Annotated in this window: 28 protein-coding genes; 13 read left to right on the top strand and 15 right to left on the bottom strand. The window is 59.3% G+C overall.

Translation table 11 applies throughout. From position 1 onward, the window contains the following. Positions 1-152 precede the first annotated feature (152 nt). The 3 genes from NKJ13_RS27060 to NKJ13_RS27050 all read left to right on the top strand — a co-directional run bounded on the left by NKJ13_RS27060 (position 153) and on the right by NKJ13_RS27050 (position 1,709). Positions 153-746, top strand: coding sequence for a DJ-1/PfpI family protein (locus NKJ13_RS27060; RefSeq protein ID WP_254819857.1), 594 nt, complete (start codon positions 153-155; stop codon positions 744-746). Positions 747-1,047: 301 nt separating this feature from the next. Next, entirely contained in the window at positions 1,048-1,275 is a 228-nt protein-coding gene (locus NKJ13_RS27055; RefSeq protein ID WP_352479447.1) for a CopG family transcriptional regulator, read from the top strand. Next, the gene (locus NKJ13_RS27050; RefSeq protein WP_352706342.1) at positions 1,272-1,709 is read left to right on the top strand and encodes a TA system VapC family ribonuclease toxin; all 438 of its coding nucleotides are present in this window, start codon (positions 1,272-1,274) and stop codon (positions 1,707-1,709) included. The genes NKJ13_RS27055 and NKJ13_RS27050 overlap by 4 nt, the downstream gene beginning before the upstream one ends. Before the next feature lie 712 nt (positions 1,710-2,421). Here the strand turns inward: NKJ13_RS27050 and NKJ13_RS27045 are convergent. The 4 genes from NKJ13_RS27045 to NKJ13_RS27030 all read right to left on the bottom strand — a co-directional run bounded on the left by NKJ13_RS27045 (position 2,422) and on the right by NKJ13_RS27030 (position 5,722). Beyond that, a complete protein-coding gene (locus NKJ13_RS27045; protein WP_352509059.1) occupies positions 2,422-2,877 on the bottom strand; it encodes a type II toxin-antitoxin system VapC family toxin in 456 nt (151 codons plus the stop codon). Further along, entirely contained in the window at positions 2,858-3,100 is a 243-nt protein-coding gene (locus NKJ13_RS27040) for a type II toxin-antitoxin system Phd/YefM family antitoxin (protein WP_292653697.1), read from the bottom strand. Before NKJ13_RS27040 ends, NKJ13_RS27045 begins: the two co-directional genes overlap by 20 nt. A 429-nt stretch (positions 3,101-3,529) precedes the next feature. Continuing rightward, on the bottom strand, positions 3,530-4,657 hold the full coding sequence (locus tag NKJ13_RS27035) for an NAD(P)/FAD-dependent oxidoreductase (RefSeq protein WP_352509061.1): 1,128 nt from the start codon (positions 4,655-4,657) through the stop codon (positions 3,530-3,532). A 63-nt stretch (positions 4,658-4,720) separates the two neighbouring features. Continuing rightward, positions 4,721-5,722: an SIS domain-containing protein gene (locus tag NKJ13_RS27030; protein WP_352509062.1), complete on the bottom strand. Its 1,002-nt coding sequence runs from the start codon at positions 5,720-5,722 to the stop codon at positions 4,721-4,723. A 100-nt stretch (positions 5,723-5,822) separates the two neighbouring features. On the opposite strand from NKJ13_RS27030, the gene NKJ13_RS27025 reads away from it, so the two are divergent. The 5 genes from NKJ13_RS27025 (at position 5,823) to NKJ13_RS27005 (ending at position 11,632) form a co-directional block, all read left to right on the top strand. Continuing rightward, the gene (locus NKJ13_RS27025; RefSeq protein ID WP_352509063.1) at positions 5,823-6,713 is read left to right on the top strand and encodes a PfkB family carbohydrate kinase; all 891 of its coding nucleotides are present in this window, start codon (positions 5,823-5,825) and stop codon (positions 6,711-6,713) included. A 134-nt stretch (positions 6,714-6,847) separates the two neighbouring features. After that, a complete protein-coding gene (locus NKJ13_RS27020) occupies positions 6,848-7,684 on the top strand; it encodes an ABC transporter substrate-binding protein (RefSeq protein ID WP_352509064.1) in 837 nt (278 codons plus the stop codon). Between the two features lie 76 nt (positions 7,685-7,760). Further along, on the top strand, positions 7,761-9,290 hold the full coding sequence (locus NKJ13_RS27015) for an amino acid ABC transporter permease/ATP-binding protein (protein ID WP_352739439.1): 1,530 nt from the start codon (positions 7,761-7,763) through the stop codon (positions 9,288-9,290). A gap of 89 nt (positions 9,291-9,379) precedes the next feature. Further along, complete coding sequence (locus tag NKJ13_RS27010) at positions 9,380-10,510, top strand: LacI family DNA-binding transcriptional regulator (protein ID WP_352706336.1); 1,131 nt, start codon at positions 9,380-9,382, stop codon at positions 10,508-10,510. A gap of 975 nt (positions 10,511-11,485) precedes the next feature. Then, positions 11,486-11,632 carry a hypothetical protein gene (locus tag NKJ13_RS27005; RefSeq protein ID WP_352739441.1) on the top strand — a complete coding sequence of 49 codons (147 nt, stop codon included), beginning with the start codon at positions 11,486-11,488 and terminating at the stop codon, positions 11,630-11,632. A gap of 811 nt (positions 11,633-12,443) precedes the next feature. On the opposite strand, the gene NKJ13_RS27000 is transcribed toward NKJ13_RS27005, so the two are convergent. The 11 genes from NKJ13_RS27000 to NKJ13_RS26950 form a co-directional block, all read right to left on the bottom strand. Then, complete coding sequence (locus tag NKJ13_RS27000; protein ID WP_352739443.1) at positions 12,444-13,079, bottom strand: ribbon-helix-helix domain-containing protein; 636 nt, start codon at positions 13,077-13,079, stop codon at positions 12,444-12,446. Between the two features lie 216 nt (positions 13,080-13,295). Further along, positions 13,296-13,889, bottom strand: a complete 594-nt coding sequence (locus NKJ13_RS26995) for a hypothetical protein (RefSeq protein WP_352739444.1) — start codon at positions 13,887-13,889, stop codon at positions 13,296-13,298. Then, positions 13,886-14,476: a L,D-transpeptidase gene (locus NKJ13_RS26990; protein ID WP_352739446.1), complete on the bottom strand. Its 591-nt coding sequence runs from the start codon at positions 14,474-14,476 to the stop codon at positions 13,886-13,888. Before NKJ13_RS26990 ends, NKJ13_RS26995 begins: the two co-directional genes overlap by 4 nt. Next, positions 14,460-15,623 (bottom strand): CpaE/TadZ family protein, encoded by a 1,164-nt coding sequence (locus tag NKJ13_RS26985; protein ID WP_352739448.1) that lies wholly within the window; start codon positions 15,621-15,623, stop codon positions 14,460-14,462. The genes NKJ13_RS26990 and NKJ13_RS26985 overlap by 17 nt, the downstream gene beginning before the upstream one ends. Further along, the gene (locus NKJ13_RS26980) at positions 15,620-16,255 is read right to left on the bottom strand and encodes a TadE/TadG family type IV pilus assembly protein (RefSeq protein WP_352739450.1); all 636 of its coding nucleotides are present in this window, start codon (positions 16,253-16,255) and stop codon (positions 15,620-15,622) included. Before NKJ13_RS26980 ends, NKJ13_RS26985 begins: the two co-directional genes overlap by 4 nt. Before the next feature lie 2 nt (positions 16,256-16,257). Beyond that, entirely contained in the window at positions 16,258-16,785 is a 528-nt protein-coding gene (locus NKJ13_RS26975) for a TadE/TadG family type IV pilus assembly protein (RefSeq protein WP_352778844.1), read from the bottom strand. Between the two features lie 5 nt (positions 16,786-16,790). Beyond that, complete coding sequence (locus NKJ13_RS26970) at positions 16,791-18,275, bottom strand: TadE/TadG family type IV pilus assembly protein (RefSeq protein ID WP_352778842.1); 1,485 nt, start codon at positions 18,273-18,275, stop codon at positions 16,791-16,793. Positions 18,276-18,339: 64 nt separating this feature from the next. Continuing rightward, on the bottom strand, positions 18,340-18,606 hold the full coding sequence (locus NKJ13_RS26965; protein ID WP_352739456.1) for a hypothetical protein: 267 nt from the start codon (positions 18,604-18,606) through the stop codon (positions 18,340-18,342). Positions 18,607-18,616: 10 nt separating this feature from the next. Further along, a complete protein-coding gene (locus NKJ13_RS26960; RefSeq protein WP_502899861.1) occupies positions 18,617-20,062 on the bottom strand; it encodes a type II and III secretion system protein family protein in 1,446 nt (481 codons plus the stop codon). A 54-nt stretch (positions 20,063-20,116) separates the two neighbouring features. Next, positions 20,117-21,154 carry a Flp pilus assembly protein CpaB gene (gene cpaB / locus NKJ13_RS26955; protein WP_352739459.1) on the bottom strand — a complete coding sequence of 346 codons (1,038 nt, stop codon included), beginning with the start codon at positions 21,152-21,154 and terminating at the stop codon, positions 20,117-20,119. A gap of 83 nt (positions 21,155-21,237) precedes the next feature. Then, positions 21,238-21,411 carry a Flp family type IVb pilin gene (locus NKJ13_RS26950; RefSeq protein ID WP_352719138.1) on the bottom strand — a complete coding sequence of 58 codons (174 nt, stop codon included), beginning with the start codon at positions 21,409-21,411 and terminating at the stop codon, positions 21,238-21,240. Between the two features lie 537 nt (positions 21,412-21,948). On the opposite strand from NKJ13_RS26950, the gene NKJ13_RS26945 reads away from it, so the two are divergent. The 5 genes from NKJ13_RS26945 to NKJ13_RS26925 are packed head-to-tail and all read left to right on the top strand — an operon-like array spanning position 21,949 to position 26,387. After that, complete coding sequence (locus NKJ13_RS26945) at positions 21,949-23,331, top strand: TadA family conjugal transfer-associated ATPase (RefSeq protein WP_352706318.1); 1,383 nt, start codon at positions 21,949-21,951, stop codon at positions 23,329-23,331. Beyond that, a complete protein-coding gene (locus tag NKJ13_RS26940) occupies positions 23,331-24,302 on the top strand; it encodes a type II secretion system F family protein (RefSeq protein ID WP_352542681.1) in 972 nt (323 codons plus the stop codon). Before NKJ13_RS26945 ends, NKJ13_RS26940 begins: the two co-directional genes overlap by 1 nt. Positions 24,303-24,323: 21 nt before the next feature. Beyond that, entirely contained in the window at positions 24,324-25,265 is a 942-nt protein-coding gene (locus tag NKJ13_RS26935) for a type II secretion system F family protein (RefSeq protein ID WP_502899860.1), read from the top strand. Between the two features lie 54 nt (positions 25,266-25,319). Continuing rightward, entirely contained in the window at positions 25,320-25,871 is a 552-nt protein-coding gene (locus tag NKJ13_RS26930) for a tetratricopeptide repeat protein (RefSeq protein ID WP_502896167.1), read from the top strand. Between the two features lie 9 nt (positions 25,872-25,880). Next, entirely contained in the window at positions 25,881-26,387 is a 507-nt protein-coding gene (locus tag NKJ13_RS26925) for a prepilin peptidase (protein ID WP_352706312.1), read from the top strand. Positions 26,388-26,506 lie beyond the last annotated feature (119 nt).

Raw genomic sequence — 26,506 nt, 5'->3', positions numbered from 1 at the left:
ACTGTCCCGATGTCCCCGTACCCGCCATCGACGATCATCACGCAGGCCAGTGCCAACGAAGACTACTTCCCCGATTCAGCCTTCTAGAAACTCAAGCTTACCGGGCGAGTACAGGTCTCGCCCGGCCCCGTTCTCACAGGAAAGGAAGTACCATGCCAGGCAAAAAGATCCTGATGCTGACCGGTGAATTCACCGAGGAATACGAAATCTTCGTCTACCAGCAGGCTATGGAAGCGGTGGGCCACACCGTTCACGTCGTGTGCCCAGACAAAAGCGCCGGAGACCTGATCAAAACGTCGCTGCACGATTTCGAGGGCGATCAGACCTACACCGAAAAGCTCGGTCACTATGCCCTGATCAACAAGACCTTCTCCGACGCCGAGAAGCAGCTGGAGCAATACCACGCTGTTTACTGCGCTGGCGGTCGTGGGCCCGAATACATCCGCACGGACAAGCGCGTGCAGGCGATGGTGCGTCACTTCCACGAAAGCAAGAAGCCGATTTTCACGATCTGCCACGGCGTGCAGATCCTGATCGCGGTAGATGGCGTCGTGCGTGGCAAGAAGGTCGGTGCACTGGCGGCATGCGAGCCGGAGGTGACGCTTGCGGGCGGAACCTATATCGACCTGTCTCCAACGGAGGCATATGTGGATGGGACGATGGTTTCGGCAAAAGGTTGGACGGCGCTTGCTGCGTTCATCCGCGAATGCCTGAAGGTGCTGGGAACCGAAATCCGCCACGCGTAGACCTTTGCTCCGACGCATCTCAAAGGGGGTGCGTCGGTCCTTGCTGCAGCCTCCGTAGCTTCTGCCGATAGTCTCCCGAGCTGATAAGCTTCCGGAAGGCACGTCCCTTAGGTAGCGCGGCCATAACGGTCCTTTCGGCCCTGCGCAACTTTGTCGGGAGTCAAAGTATGAGGGAATCCGGACAACTCATCTGCTTACGACGCTACGAAGTCGCACCGCTGTCGGAAGTCGCACAGCTTGAGTATCCGACGTCGCTATTCTATATGATGCGTGATGTTTGATGCGCACCAAGGAGGGCGATATGAGAACCACACTTGCGATCGATGACGATGTCCTGGTCGCGGCCAAGGCCATCGCCCAGCAGCAGGATCGCAGCCTCGGCGAGGTCATCACCGATCTCGCACGGCGCTCGCTGCGCCGGCCTCAAGCCGGCGGCGAGCGTAACGGGATTCCTCTTCTGTCGCCTCGGCCGGACGCACCTCCTGTCACGCTTGAGACGGTCAACGCCTTGCGAGACGAACTGCCTTGACGTTCCTGCTCGACGTCAATGTGCTGGTCGCGCTGATCGATCCTGGCCACGTCGCCCATGACGACGCGCATGGCTGGTTCGAAGTGACCGGTAACGCCGCATGGGCTACGTGTCCCATCACCGAAAACGGCGTCCTGCGCATCGTCGGCAACCAAAGATATCCCAATTGTCCCGGCTCGCCCGCCGTCGTTGCGCAAATCGTTAGCAAGTTGCGGACTCTGCACGGGCACAGCTTCTGGCCCGACGATGTGAGCCTGGTTGGCTCTGGCAACATAGATGCAGCGAAAATCCTGACCTCGGCACAGGTCACCGACACCTATCTTCTCGCGCTCGCCAAGGCGCGTGGCGGCCAGCTTGCAAGCTTTGACCGCAAGCTGTCGGCGGCGGCCGTGAAGGGCGGGAAGTCTGCACTCCACCTGATTCCCACAAGGTAGACCACCGGGGTCTTTGTGTCTGTTCCCGCAGTTGAGATAGGCGTAGCCGCGCAGCACCATCAGGCTGTTGCGCTCAGGCGCAAACGCGCGACCGTTGCTCGAAGGCCCGATTGTCTCGATATGCCGCCTCTCATCGAAAGCGGTTGTTCTTGGGCTCCAGAAAGCCCGGCTCGGATTCTACACCGCGGCCACGATCCAAGGTCGCCTCAGCGTCGTTGGCCGGCTCGCGCTTCTTTCTGTTCCGGCCGCTTTTCCGGCGCCGGCCGTTTCGATGCTGCGCTCGCCGACAGTTGGATACGTGTGGATCGTCCCGACGCGGCTTGTGTCTGCCACGCGACTGCTTTGTCGCCGATGGTCCAATGGGTCGGCTTTACCACGCCGGCCTCGTCGAAGTGATGAGGCGGCATGCCAGCAGCATCTGGCCCCCCAGCATTGCAGCCACCCTTGGCCCGCATATCGGCGCGTTATCGAACTGCCAAGGTCGCTTGTGCCCGTTTCTTTCCGCAAATAGGATTTTAACCGGTTTTCCGGGCCGACCGGCGGTCAAGCGCCTCTGGGCACAAAATGCCTTCCTAGCCAGATGGGGCAGGTTCCCAGGGCGCGGGCGTCGTCGGTCAAAGTTCGGCCAGAAACTTGCGGCGATCCAAGGGCAGCACGGAAACGAGAGACTTTGGCACGTCGAACAACATTGGCAGGTGGTCGAGCGAAGAGGTCAGTTGCCATTCGCGAGCGGCCCCAGAATTCGGACTCCCTGGCCGCGCGCGGCAAATGCGAGCTTACGATCGAGGGTGGCCAGGGGCAACTCGGTTTCGATTGCCAGCGCAAGATAGGCGGCGTCATAGACGCTGAGCCCGTGCGAAGCCGCTAGGCTCAGCACCGCGCCGTCCGACCCGCCGCCCGCGTCCTCTAGCGGCAATCGGCGCAGCCGTGCCATGGTGGTGGCAGCTTCGCCCGCCGCGATGCGGCCACACCGCTCGGCAATCAGTACGACGTTCCGCGCCTCGTGCCAGAACAGAGAAGGGACAGGCGCCCTTGTTCCCGGCAATCGTCGCATCAGGGCGGCCGCCGCCTCGCTGTCTTCATCAGGAAGAATCCAGGCAGCCGCCATGGAAAGGTCGACAACGAAAGGCATCACACGATGATCGCCATCAAGCGCGGCGCCCTTCATCGCGCCAGGCCCGAATTTCGTCCTGCGTCACGGGCTTGGCGCGGGCCCGGGCAGCGCTGATCTCTTCGATCACGGCTTCGACATCGTTGCGCCGTTGAATCCGCGACAGTTTAGCGATGGGATCGTTGCCGCGCGAAATAATCACCTCCTCGCCTGCTTCGACTCTTGAAAGCAGTTCCGAGAGATGCGTCTTGGCCTCGCCAACTTTCACCGTGATGGGCATTTTCTGTCCTTGTACACGTCGGGGCCCCTCGCGGCGAGCCGTGTTCATTGCCGTTGAGCTGAGTGTGGATTGCCCGACAATCGCTGTACACAACAATAGGCGCAATGCTGACGCTTGGTCAATGCTTGGTCAAGTCACTAGGCCTGGACATTGCCGACCCCTCGCAGACCGCAAGGCGGGCCGTCTCTCAACAAGGTGAAGTTGTTCGTTCTGGTGGAACGGGGCTTCTGATCGTGCGCGGTTATCTGGTTTTCGAAGATGCAGAGGCTTGCAACTTGTCGCGGTCAGCGCACTCCAATGGATCGCGAGTGGCCATCTGACCATAAGACGACGACCTGATCACGCGATCCTGTCACCCCTCTCTCGGTAAGGGCAAGATTCCCCAGGCCCGCGGCCATCTGGACGGTTCGGCCTTGCCCAATTGCCCTTTCAGTTGAAACGATTAGGGCGGAACGTTGCAAGCATGGGATGCGGATTGCCTGAGGCGATTTCTTTGGCAAGCAATTCGCCGACGATCAATCCAAGCGTGGCGCCGCTGTGGCTAAAGGCGACGTGAAGCCCGGCAACGGTCTCGACGGAGCCAAGCACTGGCTCGCCATCGCCGGGGATCGGCTTCGGGCCAACTGCATAGGTAGCGAGTTGGAGCCGCGGATTGCCCTCGAGCACCGCACTAGCCTCCTCGAGCAGTCCTTTGACGGTCTTGTCGTGCACGGTGTAGGTTCCGTCGGAGTTGACCATGACTTCTTCCTCCGACCACGCCGAATCCAAAACAAGTGCGCCATCCGGCGTCGGGCGCACCGCCACGCGGGGCGTATTCAGCACGGCACGGAGCTCGGTCTTGATCGGCTTGGTTTTCAAGAGAAGTGAAATCGGGGTGGCGTCGGGGACATGAACTCCGACCGTCGCGAGCATGGCGGGCGTCGCTGGCCCAACGGCAAGGACCACCGCATCCGCCTTTAACGGCATACCGTCGGCAGTGACGACGCCACGCGCGCGACCATCTGTGGCATCTATCCGCACGCGTCCAGCGTTCTGCACGAGTTTGCCGCCGCGGGAGCGGAACTCATTGAGCAGCAGATCGATCAGGCAGGGCAGGTCAACCCATCCTTCGCCAGGATTGAAGATGGCACCCTGCGGGGTGATGGCGCTGGCGTTGACGCCGGGCGCCACTGCGCCGACTTCGGCAGGGCCGAGCAGAAGCGCGTCATACCCGATATCCTGCTCCAGCTGGCAGATGGACGCGATCTGGTTCGCCTCGTCATCCGCATCCCAGGTGAGGCCGCCGTCAAAGCGAAGCCAGGCCGCCGTTTCCGGCCTTGTGGCGGCCAGGGTCCGATAACGGTCGATGCCTGCAAGCCTCAGGCGGTGGTAGGCAGTGTCCGCACGTCGTGCTGAGTTCAGCCAGGAAAGTGAACGGCTGGATGCGCCATTGGCGGGCGCGCCGTCGTTGACAATGGTTACATCAACGCCAAGACGAGCGAGGTGCAACGCGGAAGAGATGCCGAAGATGCCCGCGCCGATAACAACGACATGGCGCGGCTTTGGGAATGCAGTCATAGAGAAATCCTTCTTCGCAGAAGACGGGCTGGAGTTGTTAGATCGCTGCAGAGCGCGGCGGAACTAGTAGTCCGTTAGCTTCTTCATGTAGCGCCGGCCCTCGAGCATCGGCCGGCCGCGCAGACCGGCCAGCTCGTAGGCAAAACGCCACAGAGTGTCGAAGAAGACCAAGGGCACGAGATAGGGTTTGATGCGATTGGACATACCGCTGAGGTCGAGTTCCGCTCCATCGAGCACCAGGGTGTTTTCCCGGCTGCCGTACTTGACAAGGAAGTCGCGGGCGCGTTCCGTGAGGCGCCTCGTTTCGTCCAAGCCCAACATCACGACGAAGCCGGCATCCTTGTCCACCACCTCAAAGGGGCCATGGAAAAACTCGTTGGCGTGTATGGCCTGCGAGTCGTACCATTGCATCTCCATCAACACGCAGATGGCGTAGGAATAGGCCGCGCCATAGCTGGCACCGCTGGCAAGTGTGTAGATCCCCTTGCGCGGCGCGAAACGGGGTGCAAAGGCCCGAAACCGGTCGGCATAGATCCGGTGCGCACGTTCGATGGCCGGCTGAAGATGGCTCAGGCTCATCAGCAGGTCGGCGGTTAGCTTGGCATCCTCCCGAGCATCGATCAGGCCAGCGAGCAACATATAGAGCACGCCGTAATTGCTGTAGGCCGCATCGATTGCTTTGCCCGTCGTGTAGGATGCCTGGTAGGCTACCGGGTGGTCGACCGCCCGCGCGAGGGGCGATGTTTGGTCGAGCGTCATACCGATTGTCGTTGCGCCTCGGTGTTTTGCGTGATTGGCCGCCCGCACGGTCTCCGTGGTGGTTCCTGTCTGCGAGCAAAGGACAACGAGCGTGTCAGGTCCCAACCGTCGCGGATCTCGGCAGACGAACTCATCCGCGTTGTAGATGTCGCAGGCGAATGTGCCGCTGTGACGGTCGACGAAGTATTTGCCTGCCATCATGATCGAGAGCGAGCCGCCGCACGCCACGAGGAATAGGTGCGAAAATCGCTTGCCCGTCGTAGCGGTCAGGGCGCGTTCCACGTCGGCGGGCAGGGCGGAAATCATGAGCTTCCTCGTCTCGTTGACAAGCTTGGCCGGGGGCACAATTGACAGATAGTGGTGATTGTGCGAACGTTCTCATATCCTTTAAACTGAAAGTCATGCAATGGTCAAGATTGCCGCGATGGGTGATAACGTGGTCGATTGTTATCTTGCTCGCGGCGAGATGTTCCCCGGAGGAAACTGCCTCAATGTCTCGGTCTATGTGAGCCGCTTCGGCGGGCAGTCGGCCTATGTTGGAGCGATCGGCAAAGACCGGGCCGGGGACCTGATCTGCGCTGCACTGGCGTCGGAACGCGTGGACGTCACCCGATTGCGTCGCCTCGAAGGGTCGACTGCCTACTGCCTCATAGGTCACCGAAACGCTGATCGGATTTTCCTGGACTTCGACCTCGGCGTCTCGATGTTCACGCCAACGCAAGAAGATCTGGATTTTCTCTCGGGCTTTCAGGCCGTCCACATCGGCCAATCCAGCGGGTTAGACCCGTGGGTTGCCGCGGTATCGAGCAAATCCCTGTTATCTTACGATTTTTCTACACGGCGGGAGCCGGGACACCGGCGCGAGATTGGGCGCTATTGCTATCTGGCCTCCGTCTCGGGCGACGGTCTCAACGACGATAAATTGGCTGCAATCGTATCCGAACTGCTTGCATGTGGTTCAAAATGGGTTCTGGTGACTCGAGGTCGAGCTGGCGCGGTGCTTCACAGCGACACCGTCTCCTACAGCACCCCGGCGCGGCTGGTCGAACCCGTCGACACCCTGGGCGCGGGCGACACCTTCATCGCCAGAACGCTATTCGGCCTGCTTAAGGAAGAGGCGCCTCAAGACATTCTCGGCCATGCCGCGGAGGCGGCGGCCGCTACCTGCCAGTACTACGGGGCGATCGGCCACGCGACAGCAATCGAGTTAGGAAAGATGACGCCGGAGATCCTTCGCGGAGCTAGGCACGCTCAAGACTGGAAACCGTCTAGCAGCGAAATTCTCCGAAGCAATTGACGCGAGAAATGGACAATGCTAGTGAAAATGATAACGTTCTCACCTATCTGACCAAAACGCCACCTAAGAGCGTTTAAATGAGACGTCGAGTGGGATCGCAGGGCCGAGTTCGGCCAATCGTAAGAGGAGAAGACATGCACACGAATTTGAGCAGGCGCCAACTGGTGAAATCCGGTCTGGCGCTGACGATCGCGCTGTTGACAGGACTTGGCACGTTGGCCTCGTCAACGCAGGCAAACGCGGCCGACAACCCCTACAACCTCATCGACCCGACGGTGATCAGCGTCGGAACCATGGGCGATGCGAAACCCTATGTCTTCACCGACGCCAACGGTAACTTCACTGGCTTCGACGCCGAACTGTTCCGTGATGTGGCGCGCCGGCTCGGGTTCAAGGAGGAACAGGTCGTTTTCACCGGCCAGGAATTCTCGGCGCTGCTGCCGTCGGTGGCCAACGGCCGCTTCGACGTCGCTGTCGCGGCCATCGGCACGACCGCGGAGCGCAAGAAGACCGTGGATTTTGGCGACGGCTATCTCGCCGGCTACCTGTCGATCATTTCGGCGGATCCGGCACTGACGAGCAATGAGAGCACCGCCGGAAAGCGCATCGGCGTGATCCAGGGAACGCTGCAGGAAATCTATGCCGAGAAGAATCTGAAGGGCGACATTGTCAAATTCCCCGACAACAACACTGCGGTGGCGGCGCTGAATAACGGGACGATCGATGGCCATTTCACTGATTATGAGTCGGCCAAGCAGTATGTGGAGCGCTATAAGAACCTGAAGATAACAATGAACGTGCCGTCCTTCGATGCGCCGGCCGGGTTCGTGGTCAAGAAAGGCAACGATGCCTTCCGCGAGGCGCTGAATAAGGCGCTGCGCGAGGCCATGGACGATGGCACCTGGAAACGGCTGCATGAGAAGTGGTTCCCGGGCACTCCGATGCCCGATCAATATCTGCCCAAGAAGTAAATTCGCGCGTATTCATTTTCGTTTCCGGCCGGGCCCGTGAGCAACGGTGCCCGGCCGAGTTATAGATGGACTTGATATGAGCTGGTTCGATACCTTCGCCCGCAGCTTCCTTGATTTCCAGGCGATGGCAGAAGTTCTGCCAAACATGGTGATGGTCGGCCTCAAGAACACTTTGATCCTGGCCCTTGCCTCGACGTTTTTCGGGACGCTGATCGGTATCGTCCTCGCTGTCATGGGGATTTCCGAAAACCGGCCGCTGAAACTCCTTGCCCGAGTCTACACCGATATCTTCCGCGGGCTTCCCGCCATTGTCACGATCCTGATTATTGGCCAAGGCTTCGCGCGGTTGGGCCGAGATCTGTTCGGTCCATCGCCTTATCCGCTGGGCATTCTGGCACTCAGCCTGATTGCCGGCGCCTACATCGGAGAGATTTTTCGCGCCGGTATTCAGAGCGTCGAGCGTGGTCAGATCGACGCAACGCGCACTCTCGGTATGACGTACGGCCAAGGCATGCGCCTGGTGGTGATCCCGCAAGGCATCCGCCGCGTCCTGCCTGCACTGGTCAACCAGTTCATCGGTAACGTCAAGGACTCCAGCCTGGTCTATTTCCTTGGCCTGCTCGCCTCCGAACGCGAACTGTTTCGCGTCGGCCAGGACCAGGCCGTGCTGACCGGCAATCTGTCACCACTGTTGCTGGCCGGCGTGTTCTATCTCGTGATCACGGTGCCGCTAACCCACCTCGTCAATTACATCGACGCTCGCATGCGCGTCGGCAAACGTATCACCGCTGTGCAGAGCGGCCTCAAGGAAGTCGCCGAGCTTGCCGAAGCGATCGTGCCGGGCGCAGCGACGTTGCCTGCAGCGGCGCCCACACGCTTCAAGGGCGGCGGCATCGAGGTCAAGAATATCGACATGGCCTACGGCGTCGTCCAGGTGCTCCATGACGTCAGTCTGAAAGTGCAGCCCGGGACCGTCACCTGCCTCATCGGGCCGTCCGGCTCGGGCAAGTCGACCTTGCTGCGTTGCCTCAACCGCCTCGTAGAGTGTCGAGCCGGTGACATTCTGCTCGATGGCGAAAACATCTACAAACAGACCCCTGACCAACTCCGGCGGCGCGTCGGCATGGTTTTCCAGCAGTTCAATCTGTTTCCCGACCGCAGCGCCCTCGCCAACATCACCCTGGCGCTGCGCAAAGTTAAACGCATGTCGCGCGAGGAGGCTGAGGGGGCGGCCTTAGCGAGGCTGAATGAAGTCGGACTGCTGGAGCGCAAAGATCATCGGCCGGCTAATCTCTCGGGTGGGCAACAGCAGCGGGTGGCCATCGCGCGCGCCCTGGCCCTCGAACCTGAGGTTATGCTGTTCGACGAAGTCACCAGTGCCCTCGATCCGGAATTGGTCAAAGGTGTCCTGAATTTGATGGCCGACCTCGGGCGGGGCGGGATGACGATGGTGGTCGTTACACACGAGATGAACTTCGCTCGCAAAGTCGCGAACCAGGTCGTATTCATGGACGAGGGGCGGATAGTCGAGGCAGGACGACCAGAGGACCTTTTCGACAATCCGCAGAGTCCACGTCTTCGGCGCTTTCTGTCAGAGGTGCTGTGATTGCAATGGTGTGCGCAACGGCGGGTGCTTCGGTGTTCGGCCTTGCGGCGCGGGCTTAACTGCCGCTAGGTCCCCGTCACAACGCGCGCATGGGCGGCGGGGTTTGCCGAGTGACTCAAAGATCGTCGAAAAACGCAACTATCATAGAGGTCGCTCGCCGGGCCGGGGTGAGTTCCGCCACGGCCGGGCGTGTCCTTGGTGGGTACGGCTACAGCAGCCCCGAGGTTCAGGAGAAGGTGCGCGCCGCGGCAGCTGCGCTGGGCTATCGGCCCAATCGCCTGGCCAAAGGCCTGATCACCGGTAAGACGCAGACTATCGGAGTTGTCGTCGGCGACATCGAAAGCCCCTTCTATGCCAGCGTCCTGCGCGGAATAGGGGATGTCGCGCGCTGTGGCGGCTTCGGGGTTATCGTCACGAATAGTGACGAAAATGCCGAACTCGAGCGAGAGGCGGTGCAGCTCCTGCTGGAAAAGCAGGTCGACGGTTTAGTTGTCTCGTCGACTTTCGTGGACGAACCGGATCATCTTCGTGAGGCAGTCGCAGCCCGCTGTCCCGTCGTGCAGTTTGACCGCATGGTCGCGGGCCTGGAAACCGATACAGTGGTGGTCGACAATGTTTCCATAACGCGTAGCAGCATCGCGGCGATGATCGGCGCCGGACACAGCCGCATCGGAATTCTGGCGGAGCTCGGACCGGGCCAACGCGATGATGTTGGCTCGTTTGTGGCAAACGCCGATCTCTCCAGCGCTGATATTCGCTATCATCATCCAAGCTGGCAAAGGCTATTGGGTTACCTCGAAGCCCATCGCGCTGCGGGCATTACACCGGATCCGCAGTTGATCCGCCGCGTGGCGATCTATTCTAGCGAGGCGGCCCGCAAGGAGGCACTCGACCTGCTGACAATGCGCAATGCGCCGTCCGCCCTGTTTACCGCCGATGGCGTGATGTCGACAGGCGTTCTGGAGGCGACATCGGCACTGAAGCTTGCGATCCCGGGAAACCTTTCGCTGCTTTGCTTCGACGATCTCGACTGGATGCAATTCGTGGCCCACGGCATCACAGCCATCGCGCAGCCAGCACAATTGATCGGAGCGGCGGCGGCGGAGCTTCTCTTGAGGAGGTTAGGGGAGGCCAGTTTGCCTTTCGAGCACCGTGTGCTGGCGGCCCGCTTGGTGGAGCGTAATTCAATTGCGGTTCACCGCAACCGCGAGGCCGTCTGATCTCCGGCCGCGACGGTCTGGCTGGAGCTGAATTGCAGCGCGTCTATGCCGAGGTTGAGGCCATGCACGGATATTGACGTGTCGTATGTCTCTTCGCTTGCCTACAACAACATCGGCCATCGGGATCGGCTCGGCTGAATGACAGCCCAGGCGGACTGCTGGGCACGACTACTACTGCTTGCGATGCCTCGGCGTAAGCTGCGCAAGAAAACGGGTGAGAACATCCGGGTTCCGATTGCGGATCTCGATGTCGCTCTTGCGCCGGATTGCGCCGCGTACAAGTCTGGCGCCGAGATAGCGGAACGGCTCTGGAGGCAATGCCAGCCGCCGGTCGATGCCGACAAGACCGCTGGCGCTCCGCCGGTCCTTGCGCTGAGCACCAGACTGGCGAGCACGCGGCCGCCGATGGGCGTCTGTGCAATGCCGGTTCCGTTGAAGCCCATGTCATAGAAGATGCGGGATGACCGCGCAGATGATCGAAGACGGGAACATGCTCGGGCGCGAGCTAAAGCGATCTTAGCTATGCCTCAGAGTCCTGTCGGATCCGCCAACAATTCGCAAAGTGTTCGGGGTTCCAGTCGGGAGACCGCCAGCGGCTAATCACCCAATCGAGGGATATAGCTGCGGTGCCTACAGCACGAGATCCTTTTTCAAATGCACCAGTTCATTTTTTTGCAAAATTCGCGTGAAACAGCCGCTGTCGCCAGACAGAACAGCCCAAGCGAGCCGGCCCCAAGCCGCGCGGGGAGCGTTCAAGCCGTTTCCTGTAACGGAGCATCGCGCGCAAAGCTTCGCCGCAGCCAATCGAGAACAGCATGGAGACCGAACTTGTAGGCGTGCGAACCCAAGGTGCGGCGAACATCAAAGCTGCGGCATCGATGATGGAAATGGGCCCAATGACCCGTCTGCAGGGTAGCCAATAACTTGCCAAGGCTGCGCTGTTGACGGGCTCAGGTCTCGTATCGAAAGAGTCGTTTGTCGTTTGGCGCAGTCAAGTTCGAACCTGGAGTTTACGCCGATTTTCTGTTCGGCGACGGTATGGTGATCAGCCCGTATGCGCGAGCGGATATCCAGGAGCGCTTCGGCTATTCCAACACGGCAAGCGTTGAGGGCGAAGAGTGAGTTTGAAGACGCAGACTTCTCGTCGCAATGTCGCAATGTCGTCTGGGTTCAACGCTCAATCGACCACGCCCAGCAGTGAAATTCGCGGCAAGGTGGTCTCAAGACAGTTCCACTGTCAGCGGCAAGCCGGGTGTCAAGATCGCCTTCTGAATCATCGGACGAGGGAACACTCGCTAATCCGAATTGGCGAGCGCGGAGGAATACTGGTTTTTGCCCGCTGTCCTTGCTCGGCCCCTGCCAATGCGATCATTCAGGCCGTCGGGAGGTTCAGCCGATAATTCGCCTCTAGTCAGTGCCGCGACAAGTAAAGAGCAATCGAGCTCCTCGACGAACGTAACCTTCAGGTCACTTTGAGCTGCCATCCGAAGCGATCTCAGTCTTGCTGTTTTTTCGGTACGTTCGGCGTGCTCAGCCTCGGCAATTACCTTCGCGGATCGAGGAAGCTTACTATTTTGCAGCCAACACATGTGTTTCGATCCTGCGATATTTCTTCTTGCAGCTTGCGTAGCTTTTCCACGCGGATCTGCGCGATGATCACCCGAGTTCGGATCCAATTCCGTTTTTACGCTCGCCAAGCCTTCTCTGGCGCCAGTACGTCGTCATGCCCTCTCTCTTCGAGGTTGTCGCCCTTCATTGTAATGAATTCGGTTGATTGGCGATGGTAGAATCCGATCCTGCCAAACGGCGTGGGCCGTCGTGCTGGCCATAGCGGTCGGGTCCAAGCGAAGGCTCGCAGACAGTTCCTATTCGCCCTAAATGACACGAAGCATCTTCATCCCGGATTGAGCCTCGCTCCCCGGAGGCCGCAGCTCTAACTGTTGACGAACGCCATCAGCAACTCCGGTTCGGGTACGGGCGCCCGTACTATATTCAATTGACCTCGATACCGAAGTTCGCCGGCCCCGATTACAAAGCCGCTGGCGATCGGTACTTCGCCGGCGTCGAGTTGGGCAAAGATGTCGGCGACATTAAGATCCAGCGCCAGCTTGAGATTTAGTCGTGCATCATTGTTTGCTCCGATCGGCAACTGACGCTTGACCAATTGCTGGAACGAAGCATTGAACGTCAGGATCTTCTTCGATGACGCCAAGGCAAAAGCGGGCGAGGGGCAGGCAAGCAATATGGCATTGATCGTCCTGATCGATGCAAGCTTCCGCAGGACGATGTTTTCATCGGCGAGCCCGTTTATGCAGGCCACCCGTATCGCCGATGTCAGGTTACCAGTGTTGGTCGCACTTTCGGCGATCTCCTCGATCAGCATGCCGATCGTGCATTTCCTACTTTCAGCCATCTGCTTCAGAGATATCCAAAAAGCCTTTTCCAGACGGATGCCGCGGCGTATGCCGCCACGCGCGACCACCCGGAATTCCAGCCCGAAATCCTCTTTCGTGATCGTTAGAAGCAGCCGATCACGATTGGTGGGAGGAGAGGTGGCGATATCGCTCACTCATGATCTCCTGACGCCTTGATGATCGGCTTCAAAAGGTAACTCAGAGTCGTATTGCGACCCGTCTCGATGTCGACTGAGCACATCATGCCCCCGAATGACCGAATAAGTCTTGCCTCCCTTTCGAGCGTCGATTCGTCTGTCGCGACACGCGCGACGCCAAAAGTGGCGGACGATCTTGTCTGGCAAGCATTCCCTACGCTCCCGTATCCCGCTCTAATCGATCTTGCGATAATACACCTTGCCGTCAGGCTGCTCTATGCGCCGGTAGGAGGAGCTTGGGGCAGGAGGCACCGGTGCTGCGCTCCTCCTTTTGGGCGGGCGTGGTGCTTCGACGATACTGTGTTCGGTCGCTTCTTCACCATCGAGATCGCTGAGCGGCTCCGCCGTGGCGCTGGTCGTCTCAACAAGAGGCTCCGCCACGCTAGAAACGTCGTCGTGGACCAGCGGTAAGTTCTGTTCAATCCGGGCAATGCTGCCGTTGATCTGGCTGAAGCTACCCTGCAGTTGATTGTGCAGTTTTTCGAACCGGCTTTGAAAGCCGTTATTGACGGTGTCGAGCCGGGCCGCAATCCGTTGCTCGAACGATCCGAGCTGTTCCAGCCTCCCTTCGACAGAGCGCAGATCGTTGATGCCGCGGAAGAGATAGAACGCGGCTGTTAGATTTGCGGCTGTGATCAGCAAGGCGCCTGCAGCGACAACGCCGATCATCCTGGCATTGCTCGGTTTCCCAGCGACAGCTTGCTCTATAGGTTGGGTCGCCGGCCCAATGTCGATCGCCGGCATGTCCGGGTCGCTAATCATCGTCATTGGACCACCACCTTTGCACCGACCGAGACGCGCCTGAAAAGATCGATCACATCGGTGTTGGTAAGACGAAAGCATCCCGATGTGCCGTCGAAGCCAACGCCTGAAGGGTCGTTGGTGCCGTGTATGCGATAAAGCGTGTCGTGTCCGTCTCGGGATAAGTAGAGCGCCCGTGCGCCGAGCGGATTGTAGGGACCGGCCGGCACCATATCCGGCAGCTCCGGCTGGCGCGCGCGCATTTCTCTTGGTGGGCGCCATTCCGGCCATTCGGTTTTCGCCCCCACTTCAACGGTGCCGGTCCAGCCAAATCCGTCACGCCCGACGCTGATCTGGTAGCGCAGCGCCTCACCCTCTCGGGTCACAAGATAGAGCGCCTTCTCCTGCTTGCGGATAATGATCGTGCCCGGCTGTTCCGCGGTTTGGAAAACAACGAACTTGCGCAGGCTGGGGCCCATGGCTGGCAGCGGCGGCTGGTCCGATAGCGCGGAGCGGGCATCGGCGCAGTCCCAGGCCGATGCCCCCAATGCCAGGCCCATGATGCAGGCGCCCGCAAGCGTTGGAACGAAGCGATATCTATCGGGCAGTGTCATCGAGCCGCTCTTTGAACATCCGCTTCAAATCCTTGTTGAAGCGTGCCCGCCCGTCCACTTCGGAAGGCATGATGGCTCGGTTCAGCGCATCGGTCAGCAGCGCATTGTCCAGGGCAACCGATTTGATGTGCGGTGCCTTGAATATCTTTTCGAGTTCGCTGCGCGAAAAGTGGTTGCCGAACCATTTGCGCCTGTGCTTGTTGGCGACCAGCGTGATGTTCACCAAATTGCCGCGCAAATCGCGGATCTTCTTGTAGAGCCGCTTGCCCTGCCGCAGCGAGGCGACGTTGAGCTCGAACACGATGAAGATCGCGTCGCTCGTGGAAAGCACAGGATTCTGCCAGGGAGTTTCGATGTTGGGCAGGTCGATGACGATGTCATCGAAGCGATAGGCGACGAGGTCCAGCAGCCGGAACACGAAATCCGCGCCCTGCGGCTCGAATGGCAGTTGCGGCCTTTCGAAGGCGTACAGCGTCAGGCCGGACGGGCGCGAGAGCTTGATAACGTCCATCAGTTCGACATCGAGCCTTTCCGGCTGGCCGATGATGCCGGCAAGGTCGAACTGGTTGAAGAGGTTGAGATAGGCGCCACAATTGGCGCTTTGGAAGTCGAGGTCGACGAGGCAGGTCGAAGCTGCACGTTCGGCGGATTTCGAGGCCAGGAAGTCCGCGGCCGACAAAGCGAGCGTCGTGGCGCCGGCGCCGCCGCTAGCGCTGATGAAGGTGATGATGCGGCTCTTGGTGCCCTGGTTGCCGGTGTCGTGAAAGGTGACCGCATTCAGAAGCTCCTTGGCATCGAGTGGTTTGTGCAGCCAGTCCGAGGCGTTCATGCGCACCAGGATGCGCGTCTGTTCAGAGGTCAGCTCGTCTGAAACCGCAATCAGCGGCACGGCCGCCCACAGGGCGCGCCCCTCGACAATGCCGGGCTTGCCAAGCAGATCGCCATTGGCAAGATCGAGGATTACGATGCCCGGCCGCGTGTCGGGGGTCGGGCCTTTGAGAAAGTCATCCGTTTCGGAAATCCGGACGTCATAGATCGCCAGCGCATCGAGCCGCGTCGCCACGTCATGCTTGAACTGCGAATCCGACGAGAACAGGGCGACCTGCTTTCGTTTGGTTGGGAGAACCTTGGTGTTGATAGCGTTCATGGTGATGTGCTCTTCAGGTCTTCGCCCGTAACCGTGCTTAGCATGGACGGCATGGTGACGTTCGCAAAGCCCATCAGCCCTTGCAGAAAGAAGAACTGAAAGGTCACGTTTTGAAGACTTACGGTGATTGTCGGCACCGGTCCGCCCAGCCGGGTCTGATAGCTCAAGCCAGTCGCGCTGTAGGTGACCACCACGTTGTCGCGGCGCAAGCGCGGAAAGAAGTGGCACATCCCGGGCCGTTGATTTGCTGCGAGTGGGGGACAGGCATCATCGTTGGTGTTTGCCGTGTCCCCGCGGAAGACACGGCTGAAGTTGGCGGCATTGAATGCGCCCCCGTTGGTACAAGCCCCTGTGCCAGCAGTATATGTGCAGACGAAGGGGCCATATGCCGCGGCAACGACAGGCGCACCCGGTGTCGTCGTCGGCGCCGCAGTCGCAAGGGCCGTCGCAATGGGGTCTGAAATCGAGGCCAGCCGGGCGCCGAGCTGGACCGCCTTGGTAGCAGCGTTCCATTGGTAGAAGGCGTGAGCGAAATCGACGAAACCGAGGACAAGGGCAAACAGCAGCGTCGAAACGATGGTCATTTCGACCATCGCCGCGCCGTCGTCCGATTCCGCAAAACGCTTGATCATGATCAGAACCGGATCAGCCGCTCCTCATGAGAGCCGTTCAGCGTGATCGGGCCGAGGCCGATGATCGATAGCATGCCGACCCCGCTGTACGCCAAGGTACCCGCAGCCCTGACGATACAGACCTGCGCGGTGGTTGATCGATATTGGGCGACGCCGGCGACCACAGCGTCATGGCAGGAACCGGCGGCAGCGATTGTCACCGTCACATTCGATTTCTGCCAGCCGCCGACGCGTGCACTGCCTGTTCCCGCCGCATTGCCGAACACCGCGATATTTGCAGCAATGTCGGCGCAGTTGATCGCCGCAAGCCCGGCTTGTGTATACAATTGGCTGTTGCAGCGCGCGGCGAAGCGGCTTGCATCTGAAAGCCCGGCTTCCATCAAGAGTTTTTCGTGAATCAGATTACCGAACTCGAACACGCCACCCGCCAAAATCAGCATCAGCGGCGTGATCAGCGTCATTTCGATGAGCACTGCACCGCGCTGGTCGTATCGAAATCTATCGAGATGACGCAATAGAATTCCAATCATCGCCATCACCGGTAAAGCTGAGCTTCGTCGCGGAGGAAATTGTCTAGCGTGCCTTGGCCACCACCCCCAGTAACGTCTACCAGTTCAACCATCACGGATGCGTCTTCCGACGGCGACGCAACCGGTTCAGTGAGCAAAAAGCTTGCAAAAGCTTCGACCGGCAGACCCGTGCTGTGGCCGGACAGATCGCTGCCGGCTGCTTGGAGTGCATTGCAGTTCAGGATCGCGCCGTAAATCAACCGACGGTCAACCGTCGTGACAGGGGGTTGGCAAGCTGCCGACGGGGTTCCGATCTCTCCACCGGTCGACGCCGTGCCTACCAACCCGGCCGATATTTCGTAACGGTAGACCTGATAGCGCGTCGGCTTGGTCGTATTCCATGAGGATGGATAGGCAGCGGAGCCAAAGTTGGTGCTCCAGTAACCAGAGAAATTCCAATTTCCATCGCCCATTCGGCCGCCGAGGTATGGAGTGGTCGCGTCGCGCGGAAGGCCCATTGTTCCAGCTTCGGTGAATGAAAGTTGGTTCATGGAAGGACATTGGTTTGCGCTCCCTCGGGTCTTAATTGCCCCTTTGCGGACGTTCGCGGCTGGACCGTATTCGGCACTATCAAAATGGTTGCCGCTTGCCGCAATGCCGAAACGAACATTGAAGGCGTCTTGCACTGGGCCGGCGTTCTGGCCAGTCTTCGTGCTAACGCTAGCGGAGCTGTAGCAACCAATCGGCCTTGATGTTGCAATCGTTTGCGCGAGAGCTTGAGCACCGTTGCCCACACCGGCCGGAGGTTCGAGGAAACCGAAGTTGCCAGGACCAGCGGCAGCCCCGTTTCCGACCTTCCTCAGTTCGATCAGTCGACGATGGACAGCCGGATTTGCGATGGCTTGCTCAAGTGTGTATCCGCCCGCTGCATTCGTCCCGTTCACCGTCTCGTAGGGGTTGCACATAAAGACCGGCGTGAAATCGCAGACGGCGGAGGTGAAGCCCGCCACGGCGACTGCGCCGACATTGAAACTGTTGCTGGCGCCGGATGACAAGAAGGAAGCCGGGAAGATTGCGGCAAACCCGACCGGGGTTACAGTGACTTCAACAAAACGGGCAAGTTTGGCGTCATTCAGCTCGTCGGTGATCACATTGGCGGGCACAATCGGGAGATTGTCGGTGGCCGGCAACGAGCGAAGATATCGGCGTGTTACTCCGGCAGAAGCGAGCATTTGAGGAGGGCCGGCGGTCGAGAAGGTGTATCGATTGCTTACCAGCGTAGCGATCGCCCTGTCAGCACGGCTGATAGAGTCCGACGTCCCATCCAGCTCAGCCGCGCCCGCCAGCGCAAACGCATCAGCCCCCTTCTGCAGATCGTTGTGCAGATTGTTGACCCGGCTCATGTCGATCACCAGCAGAGAAAACCCGATGATCGCCGGCAGCATGACGCTGACCAGTATCAGCGCTATTCCCCTCTGATCGTGCCAGAACGCGCGAACAATACGCAGCATGGCCTTGCTCTTTTGCTCTTTGGCGCCAGGATCCCTCGTTTACCTGACGCGCTGATCCTTCCGTTCAATCCGCTGTGTCTTTCGGCGTCCCGACATTGACCGTTATCGCTGGCGGCGGCGGCGGTGGCGGTGGGAACTTGTAACTCTGGGCAAGAGCAGCAGCGCGCGCGCCATCCCCTTCAATAGTGGTCTTTTTCGACGCCGGATTGAGCGGGTCGACCGTCTGCAGAAGCGAATTGTATTTCTGGGTGTCGCCCGCGGCCAATGTCACCGTGTCGTAGCGGTTCAGATAGTCGGCGCAGCCCGTCAGCCCGCTGGCGCACAAAAGCATGATCAACACCCTATTTCTTGACATAGATCATCTTGTCCTTGGATTTCACGTCGAGCATGTGGCCATAGGGGCCGACGACGCCTTCGCCTACTTCATATTTGCGCACCATGTCCTTGGTTACTTCCAGTTGGCCAAGCACGAAAAATTCCGGGTCGTTGGCCGGCCGTGTCTTGTCGAATGGGGTCGCCAGTTGCTCGCCGGGCTTCACTGGGCGAACAATATGCGGGGTGACGATGACGACCAGTTCGGTCTCTTCCTTCTGATTGCTTGAATTGTGGAACAGCGCGCCGACAATCGGCACTTGGCCCAGCCATGGTACCTGCCTCTGGATTTTGGTATTCTTGCTGGACAAAAGCCCGCCGACGGCGAAACTCTGACCGTCGCGCAACTCGACGACGGTCGCCAGCTTGCGGGTGGTGAAGATCGGGTCACCGGCCGGCGTGAAGCCGTTCAGGTCGCTTACCTCCGGCGCTAGCTTGATATGGATCTTGACGTCGTTGAGCACGATCGGCGTGAACTGCAGATTTACGCCGAACTGCTTGTACACAATGTTGATCTGGCCATCGCTGTCGAGGCTGCGGATGGGTACTTCACCGCCGGCGTTGAAGCTGGCCGGCTCGCCGGAAAGTGTGGTGAGATTGGGCTCGGCCAACATGCGCACGACACCCTTTGCCTCAAGCGCCTCGATGATCAGATCGACCTTGATGTTGCTGTCGATGACGCGAGTGATCAGCGCCGCGAATGGATTGGTGTTCGACAGCAGGCCAGTGAGCAGACCGCCCGGTCCGAGCACCACGTTATCTTCATCGACGGCGGCAATGCCCGTTCCAGTTCGTGTCGTTCCGCTGTTGTTCGTGCTCCGGATCGACACACCAAGGTCACGACCGGCATTGCGCTTGGCCTCAAGCACGCGCACTTCCAGATTAACTTGCTGGCTGTCATCAACGGTAACGGCATTGATAATCGCGTCGGGACCGTATTGCTGGGCCACTTCCAGGATCGACGCCAGCGTGGCGCCGTCCTTCACATGCCCGCCAAGCCGGACCTTGCCATTGACCGAACCGATATCGATCCGCGATCTGGGCGCTACCTGCCGAATTGCCTGCGCCATATCATTGACGTCGACGCCGACCTCGATCTGGATTACGCCAAGCGAGCGCTTGTCTTCGGAAAAGAGATTGACGGTGGTGGTACCGGCGCCCTTGGCAATGACGTAGAGCGTCTTGTCGGTCATCGGCTGGGCATCTGCGATCTTCTCGTCGGCGACGACGATATCGCCAAGAGTGGCATTCACCTCAATCGTCAGCGATTGCGACATGGGCAGGAAGACACGATGGACCTTGGGGTTCGACACGTCGATACGGCGATCGGCTGCCGTAGCCTCAAGGCCGATCGGCAGTAATATCACCGAACAGGCCAGCGCGGCGGCTGCCAGTGTTTTCCGGACCGTTCGCATCTGCATTCCCCCTTTTGGCGGCTCTTCGGACGCTCTTTATCCCATATACCAGAGTTATCTTTGTCGCGGTACGTCATATGTTTCGAGCTTCACGCCCCGAAAAACGCCGATAGTCGCACGGGCTGACGGCTCCGGCTGCACATATTTGATCACTTCATTAACGACCTCTTGCGCTTCGGGTGCCGAGGTCACGGCCGGAGCAGGCTTTGCTTTGCTCAAGTCGTCGAGCCGGCTTCCGACCTGTTCGACGGCCCGAGTCAGGCCATTGATCTTGTCGTCGGCTCGCTTGCGCTCGGCTGCCGCAGCAGCATCCGCCGTCGCCTGCCTGGCGAGTTCGGCTTGCCTGGCTGCGACATCGGCCGGCGTTTCGCCGGTCAGGTCGGAAAGCGTGATGCGTTGGGTGATCTCGTCCTTGCCGGCTGCTGCCTGGCGAAGCGCCAGCGACAACTGGCCGGCGCCGGCGGCCAGCGTCAGCTTCTGAGCGTCCTTGGTGCTAGCCTCTACGGTCACCGATTTCACCACCGTCGGACTGTCCGTGCTTTCATCAGCGACCTGGTCGACGGCGAGCACCTTCATGCTCTGCAACAGCACGTCGACGAAACTCTGGTCCGCACCTCCAGGATTGCGCACGGTGCGGGTCAAGAGCACATCGACCCGATCACCTGGGAAAACGAATCCTGCGACCCCGAGCACATCGTTGACTCTGATGGAAACAGCTTTCATGCCTTCGCCGAGCACCGCCGAAAGAGTGGCGCGCTGGCCGGGACCGGTAATCTTGGTGGCAAGAACGGGTTCATTGGCGCCGATCGCCTGCAGCGCCTGCTTTGTGCCTTCGCCAGCGAGTAGATCTTTTGTCGTCTTGAAAGCACCGGCCGGAACCGCGCCCGCCGGCCATGTAATTTCACGCAGCTTATCGGCCGACAGCGTGTCGCCGAATTTCAAAGACACGGCCGCCACCACAATGGTGTCGCGCGGCACGTCCGTGTTCGCCATAGCGCTGCGTTGACTGGTCAGCCAGATATTGGCGAGAACCACTGCGAGCACGCCGAATACGCCGGCGAGAACGATCATAATGACAGTGTTTGCACGCACTTTCTTTCCCCGCCAGACTCCTTCACCCACCGCCTGGATCGACGCCGGGAGACCTCCCGGCGTCAATGATGACAATCAGGATATCACGGCAGCGCCGCCTGGAGCGTTGTCCACTGGCCGGTAACCCAGCCACCGACAAGAATGATGGTGGCGATCACTGCGACAGTGATGATGCCGAGCAGGATGGTATATTCGACCATGGCAGCGCCGTGTTCGTCGTCGCGAAACTGCCGGGTCATCGTCATGAGCCTTTTCATGCCAATTTCTCCCTTTGGAGGTTCAAACCCTGACGAGACGAGCCAAGGATGAAATCGCATACCTAAGCATCCTCCGTCGACTTAATCCTAGGGGCCGATAAAAAGCAGAGTCAAATAAGTTAACGGTTCTTTGACTTCTTTATACCTGGCTGTGCCTGAAATAGTAATAACGTTTCGAGATTCTGTCTGCAGCAAGACGTTGAATCTGCCTGCTTTTCGCCTGTCTGTAACCATCCGTTCACAATTTCGCCGCGCCTGTGGCAGAAGCGAGGCGATATTAGCGGATAGGCATATGCCATTATATCCAAGGCCTTGCCGGAGCCCGTAAAGCGCCTTGTGGTCAAAAAGACACAGGGGATGTTTTGGCAGGCCCTTGTATACTTACGGCCGGACGCCTCCTTCGAATAGATGAGATGTTTTTTTGACCTAAGTGTTAACTGTGCAAGAGCATTGAGTTCGTGGAAGTGCTTGGTGCTGTCGTCTTGCGGGGTTGACGTTTAGGTTCCCCCAACGCGTGTCCAAGGGGGGTAGCGCAAAATGCTGGGCCGATTCACGAAAGGGCCAAGCGAGCCGCGGGTCGAGCCGAAGCTTGATCCGATCGTGCCGGCAGTCCCCGTACTGTCCCGTTCTGCGGAATTCGAATCGCCGGGGGATGATTTCCTTACGCTCAAGGTCGAGCTCCACCGCCACTTGATTGATCGCTTCAACCTGACGGCCCTTGAAAGTGCGTCCAAGGAGGAAATCCTGAACGAGATCCGCCCCATAGTGCGGGAATTCGTTCGTGCTCGCAACGTGCCGCTTAACGCCCGCGAACTTGACCAATTGACCAGCGACACCGCTGACGAGATGCTCGGGCTGGGTCCGATCGAGCCTTTGCTCAAGGATGATTCGATTTCCGATATTCTGATCAACACCCACAAGCGAGTCTTCATCGAGCGGCGGGGAGTCATAGAGGAGACGGCGATCCGCTTTCGCGATGAAGCCCATCTGCTACGTGTCATCAACAAGATCGTCTCGGCTATCGGCCGGCGCGTCGATGAATCGGCGCCAATGGTCGATGCGCGGCTGGAAGATGGGTCGCGAGTCAATATAGCTGTGCGGCCGATCTCGGTGGATGGCCCGCTGGTCTCGATTCGCAAGTTCTCCAAGAACCCCTATTCGCTCGAACGTCTGATGGCGTTTAATTCGATCCGGCAACCGATGGTCGACCTGTTGCGCATTGCCGTGCAGGCCCGCAAGTCGATCCTGGTTTCGGGCGGCACAGGCAGCGGCAAGACGACCCTGCTCAATGCCCTGTCGAGCTACATCCCAGCCAGGGAGCGCCTGATCACCATCGAGGACGCAGCGGAACTGCAACTGCAGCAGCCGCATGTGGGCCGTCTCGAGACGCGTCCGCCCAATGTTGAGGGAAAGGGCGAAGTTCGCCAGCGCGAATTGCTAAAAAATGCGCTTCGCATGCGGCCGGACCGCATCATCGTCGGTGAGGTGCGAGGCGAGGAAGCCTTCGACATGCTGCAGGCTATGAACACCGGCCATGAAGGTTCAATGACCACCATTCATGCCAACACGCCCCGAGATGCGATATCGCGATTGGAACAGATGGTCGGTATGGCCGGCATGCCGATGAGCCACGATTCAATACGGGCTCAGATTGCCTCGGCCATCGACATCATTGTGCAGACGCAACGGCTTTCCGATGGTGGAAGGCGGGTTGTTTCCATATCAGAACTCACCGGTATGGAAGGCAATGTCGTACAGGTTCAGGAACTTTACCATTTCGTCCGCCGCGATGTGACTGCCGAGGGCCAGATCGTTGGTGAATTTCGGGCGACCGGCATTCGTCCGCGCTTTGCCCAGGAAGCGGCGACCCTTGGCCATCAGTTCGCCAGGGACGCGTTCAACCCACAGGTCCCGCTCTAATGTTGACCGGCCAGACATTGCTCTACTTCATCTATGTACTGGCGGCTGCCTCGCTCATCCTCGCGGCCGAGGCTCTGTATGTGACTTACTCCAAGCGGCGCTCAACGGTCAGCACGATCAACCGTCGACTGAAGCGGCTCGCCGACGACGCTCCGGCCGAACAGACCTTGCAGCGATTGCTGCAAGAACGTGGGCTTACCAGCTCGGGCGACTTTCTTTTCAATGCGGTCGGCCTGAACAGGCTGTACACGCAATCCGGCGTTACCGGAAATCCGCTGTCGTTCGTCGCGACATTTGCTCTCGGTGGACTGGCCCTGGCACTGGTATTTGCGTTCCTGCTGCACTTCTCCGCCGTGTTTTCGTTTATCATCTTTCTGCTCATCGTATTCCTCCTGCCGTTTCTGGTTCTCCGCCGCGCGCGCGCCAGGCGAATCCAGAAATTCGCGAAGCAATTGCCGGATGCCCTTGAGATGATCGTGCGTTCGCTGCGTGCCGGTCATCCGACTTCCGTGGCTATAAGCCTTGTCGCACGAGAAATGCCTGATCCGCTGGGCACCGAATTCGGCATTGTTTCCGACGAGATCACCTTTGGCCTCAGCCTTGAAAACGCGGTGCGAAAACTCTCGCAGCGCGTCGGTTTCGAAGGTCTGCATTTGCTGTCGGTGTCGCTGTCGATTCAGGCCAAGACCGGCGGCAACCTTACCGAAATTCTGTCGAATCTCTCAGTGGTGCTGCGCGAAAGGCAGAAACTCAGGTTGAAGATTAGGGCGCTCTCTGCCGAGGGGCGAATGTCCGCGTGGATCATTTCCCTGTTTCCTCTTTTGATGCTCGCCATCCTCACGGGCCTAGCCCCCAGCTACTACGGTGATGTATGGGGCAGCCCCTTGATCATGCCTGTATTCTTGGTTTTCGGGTTCTGGGCGCTGCTCGGCGACTTCATCATGTACCGTATGGTCAATTTCGATTTTTGAGCGATCGGAGCTATAGAAGTTGTGACCCAGGATCTGAGCCTTCTGGTGTCCATCGCCGTCTTCCTGGCGGCCGTAGCGCTGTTTCTGGTGGGCGCGCTCGTCGTCTTGCCGGCGCTGCAGACGAGGAAACTGGTTGCGCAAAGCCTGCTGGCAGAGGGCATTCCCAACCGCCGCTCGCTTTTGGGCCAGGAAGAACTGGCCAAGATTTCAGCACAGCGGCCGGTCGACGCCTATTTCAGATCGATCGAAAAAGAACGCGACCAGCCCAGCGCGCTGGACGCAAAGCTCTTTCGCGCCGGCTTCTATCAGTCAAGCGCGCCAATGATCTATACTCTGTCGCGTCTTGGTGCGGTCTGTCTTGGCTTTTCCGTGACGTTTGCGCTCCTGTCGCGGATATTGCCACCCGGACTTCCCGGTCTTGTCACCTTTGCAGGCTCTGCCCTGCTTGGGCTGGGATGCATCGTCATTCCGAGCATTGCTCTCGATCGATTCGAAAAGGGACAAAAGCAGATTTATCGTCGCGGCTTTCCGGATTTCATGGACATGATGATCACCTGCGCCGATGCCGGCATGAGCCTCGAGGCGGCTGTCGAGCGTGTCGGCAGCGAACTGGCTGGCACCCACAGATGGCTCGGTATCCAACTCGCGATCATGAATCTTCAGTTGCGCGCGGGCAAGCCGTTGCGCGAGGCCCTGCGCGAACTATCCGACCGCGTTGGACTGGAGGAGGCGCGCGCGCTGGCTGTGCTGTTCCGTCAATCCGAAGAGCTCGGCACCAGTTTGACGGACGCCTTGCGCGTCTACAGCGACGAAATGCGGGGACAAAGAATTCTCTTCGCCGAGGAACGCGCCAACGCTTTGCCTGTCAAGATGATGATACCACTGGGGCTATGCATCTTTCCTGTTGTGATGATGGTTGTGATGCTTCCAGTGATCATTCGAATGAAGGGCATTTTCTTCTAGACCGGGATGTGCTTTGGTCAGGGGACGGGATCGGAAAGATCCCTGGGGGATAAAATGAAAAGGCCAATGTGCCTCGTTGCCGCTGCCAGTTTGCTGGTAGTCGTGCTTTCCGGATGTCAGTCGAATGCGACGGATCCAACGGGAGTCGTCCGCACTAACGAGCCGGCGAAAGTGGAGCTTACTGCCTTCGGCGATACCTTCGACGGACTGAAGACGGTCAGCGACGTCGAATATTATGCCTCCGACCAAGCCGTTGCCGAAGCCAAGAACCAGTTCCGCTCGGAAAATTATGGCAATGCGGGCGCCCTGTTCTACAAGGCAACGCAACTTGCCCCCAACGATGGTGTCGCATGGCTGGGCCTCGCCGCCTGCAGCGACCGCATCCACCGCTTCGATCTCGCCGACAGGGCTTATGGCCAGGCCTTCCGGCTGATTGGGCCTACGCCCGAATATTACAATAACGTCGGCTATTCCTATCTGCTGCGCGGCAAGCTGCAGGACGCGCGCAGCAATTTCCTTAAAGCGTACGAACTGGCTCCCAACGATCCGACCGTCGCCAACAATTTGCGACTCCTGTCATCCAGCGTGAAGAACCTCGAACGGTAAGGCGCTAGCATGTTGCTTGCCGGAGCGCTGCTGATGAAAGGGCTGGCGGTTTCTTTGCTGGCAAGGGTTGCATGGCTCGACTTCACCACCCAAAAAATATCTAACCGCGACGTGCTGCTGCTTTTGTGCCTTGGGGTGGGTTCGCTGCAGTTTGTGTCGATCCTCACCGGGTCGTGGTGGGACATGGGCCTGAGCGCGCTTGCCGGCCTTCTGCTGTTCGTTGCGCTTTTCCCGTTCTGGGCCATCCGCAAGGTCGGCGCCGGCGATGTCAAGCTGATGGCGGTGATTTCGTTTCTGATCGGCGGCAGCGGGCTCCTGGTGTTTTCCGTGCTGTTGCTGGTCTTCGCGCTTGCGACCGCGTTAGTCGTGAAGAACCCCTTGATGCTGCCCGAAGGCGCCTTCCGCCTCTACGTTCAGCATCTGGATCGCAAAGGCGTCGTCCCTTTCGGTGTGCCGATCTCGATCGCCGCTATCTGCACGCTAGGGCTTCAGATCTATGGCAACGCACGGTTCTAGGCGGGCTCTCAGTCTGACATGTTTGGCGCGCAAACTAACTTTCAATCAACCTGTGAGAGATCATTAGCTTGCGCTCAAATTGGCGAAGTGCTTGGATTGCGTCTTGCCGGCGGGACGCC

Source organism: Mesorhizobium sp. M0174, from assembly GCF_040322275.1.
In the GTDB taxonomy this organism is placed as follows: domain Bacteria; phylum Pseudomonadota; class Alphaproteobacteria; order Rhizobiales; family Rhizobiaceae; genus Mesorhizobium.
The sequence above is the reverse complement of the archived record's forward strand: the minus strand, read 5'-3'. Positions and strand labels throughout refer to the sequence as shown.

Bases quoted from the DNA above. Each gene is read 5' to 3' on its own strand.
- NKJ13_RS27060 (WP_254819857.1), top strand. From the start codon at position 153: ATGCCAGGCAAAAAGATCCTGATGCTGACCGGTGAATTCACCGAGGAA.
- NKJ13_RS27055 (WP_352479447.1), top strand. From the start codon at position 1,048: ATGAGAACCACACTTGCGATCGATGACGATGTCCTGGTCGCGGCCAAG.
- NKJ13_RS27045 (WP_352509059.1), bottom strand. From the start codon at position 2,877: ATGAAGGGCGCCGCGCTTGATGGCGATCATCGTGTGATGCCTTTCGTT.
- NKJ13_RS27040 (WP_292653697.1), bottom strand. From the start codon at position 3,100: ATGCCCATCACGGTGAAAGTTGGCGAGGCCAAGACGCATCTCTCGGAA.
- NKJ13_RS27035 (WP_352509061.1), bottom strand. From the start codon at position 4,657: ATGACTGCATTCCCAAAGCCGCGCCATGTCGTTGTTATCGGCGCGGGC.
- NKJ13_RS27030 (WP_352509062.1), bottom strand. From the start codon at position 5,722: ATGATTTCCGCCCTGCCCGCCGACGTGGAACGCGCCCTGACCGCTACG.
- NKJ13_RS27025 (WP_352509063.1), top strand. From the start codon at position 5,823: ATGGTCAAGATTGCCGCGATGGGTGATAACGTGGTCGATTGTTATCTT.
- NKJ13_RS27020 (WP_352509064.1), top strand. From the start codon at position 6,848: ATGCACACGAATTTGAGCAGGCGCCAACTGGTGAAATCCGGTCTGGCG.
- NKJ13_RS27015 (WP_352739439.1), top strand. From the start codon at position 7,761: ATGAGCTGGTTCGATACCTTCGCCCGCAGCTTCCTTGATTTCCAGGCG.
- NKJ13_RS27010 (WP_352706336.1), top strand. From the start codon at position 9,380: ATGGGCGGCGGGGTTTGCCGAGTGACTCAAAGATCGTCGAAAAACGCA.
- NKJ13_RS26995 (WP_352739444.1), bottom strand. From the start codon at position 13,889: ATGACGATGATTAGCGACCCGGACATGCCGGCGATCGACATTGGGCCG.
- NKJ13_RS26990 (WP_352739446.1), bottom strand. From the start codon at position 14,476: ATGACACTGCCCGATAGATATCGCTTCGTTCCAACGCTTGCGGGCGCC.
- NKJ13_RS26985 (WP_352739448.1), bottom strand. From the start codon at position 15,623: ATGAACGCTATCAACACCAAGGTTCTCCCAACCAAACGAAAGCAGGTC.
- NKJ13_RS26980 (WP_352739450.1), bottom strand. From the start codon at position 16,255: ATGATCAAGCGTTTTGCGGAATCGGACGACGGCGCGGCGATGGTCGAA.
- NKJ13_RS26975 (WP_352778844.1), bottom strand. From the start codon at position 16,785: ATGATTGGAATTCTATTGCGTCATCTCGATAGATTTCGATACGACCAG.
- NKJ13_RS26970 (WP_352778842.1), bottom strand. From the start codon at position 18,275: ATGCTGCGTATTGTTCGCGCGTTCTGGCACGATCAGAGGGGAATAGCG.
- NKJ13_RS26965 (WP_352739456.1), bottom strand. From the start codon at position 18,606: ATGCTTTTGTGCGCCAGCGGGCTGACGGGCTGCGCCGACTATCTGAAC.
- NKJ13_RS26960 (WP_502899861.1), bottom strand. From the start codon at position 20,062: ATGCGAACGGTCCGGAAAACACTGGCAGCCGCCGCGCTGGCCTGTTCG.
- NKJ13_RS26950 (WP_352719138.1), bottom strand. From the start codon at position 21,411: ATGAAAAGGCTCATGACGATGACCCGGCAGTTTCGCGACGACGAACAC.
- NKJ13_RS26945 (WP_352706318.1), top strand. From the start codon at position 21,949: ATGCTGGGCCGATTCACGAAAGGGCCAAGCGAGCCGCGGGTCGAGCCG.
- NKJ13_RS26940 (WP_352542681.1), top strand. From the start codon at position 23,331: ATGTTGACCGGCCAGACATTGCTCTACTTCATCTATGTACTGGCGGCT.
- NKJ13_RS26930 (WP_502896167.1), top strand. From the start codon at position 25,320: ATGAAAAGGCCAATGTGCCTCGTTGCCGCTGCCAGTTTGCTGGTAGTC.
- NKJ13_RS26925 (WP_352706312.1), top strand. From the start codon at position 25,881: ATGTTGCTTGCCGGAGCGCTGCTGATGAAAGGGCTGGCGGTTTCTTTG.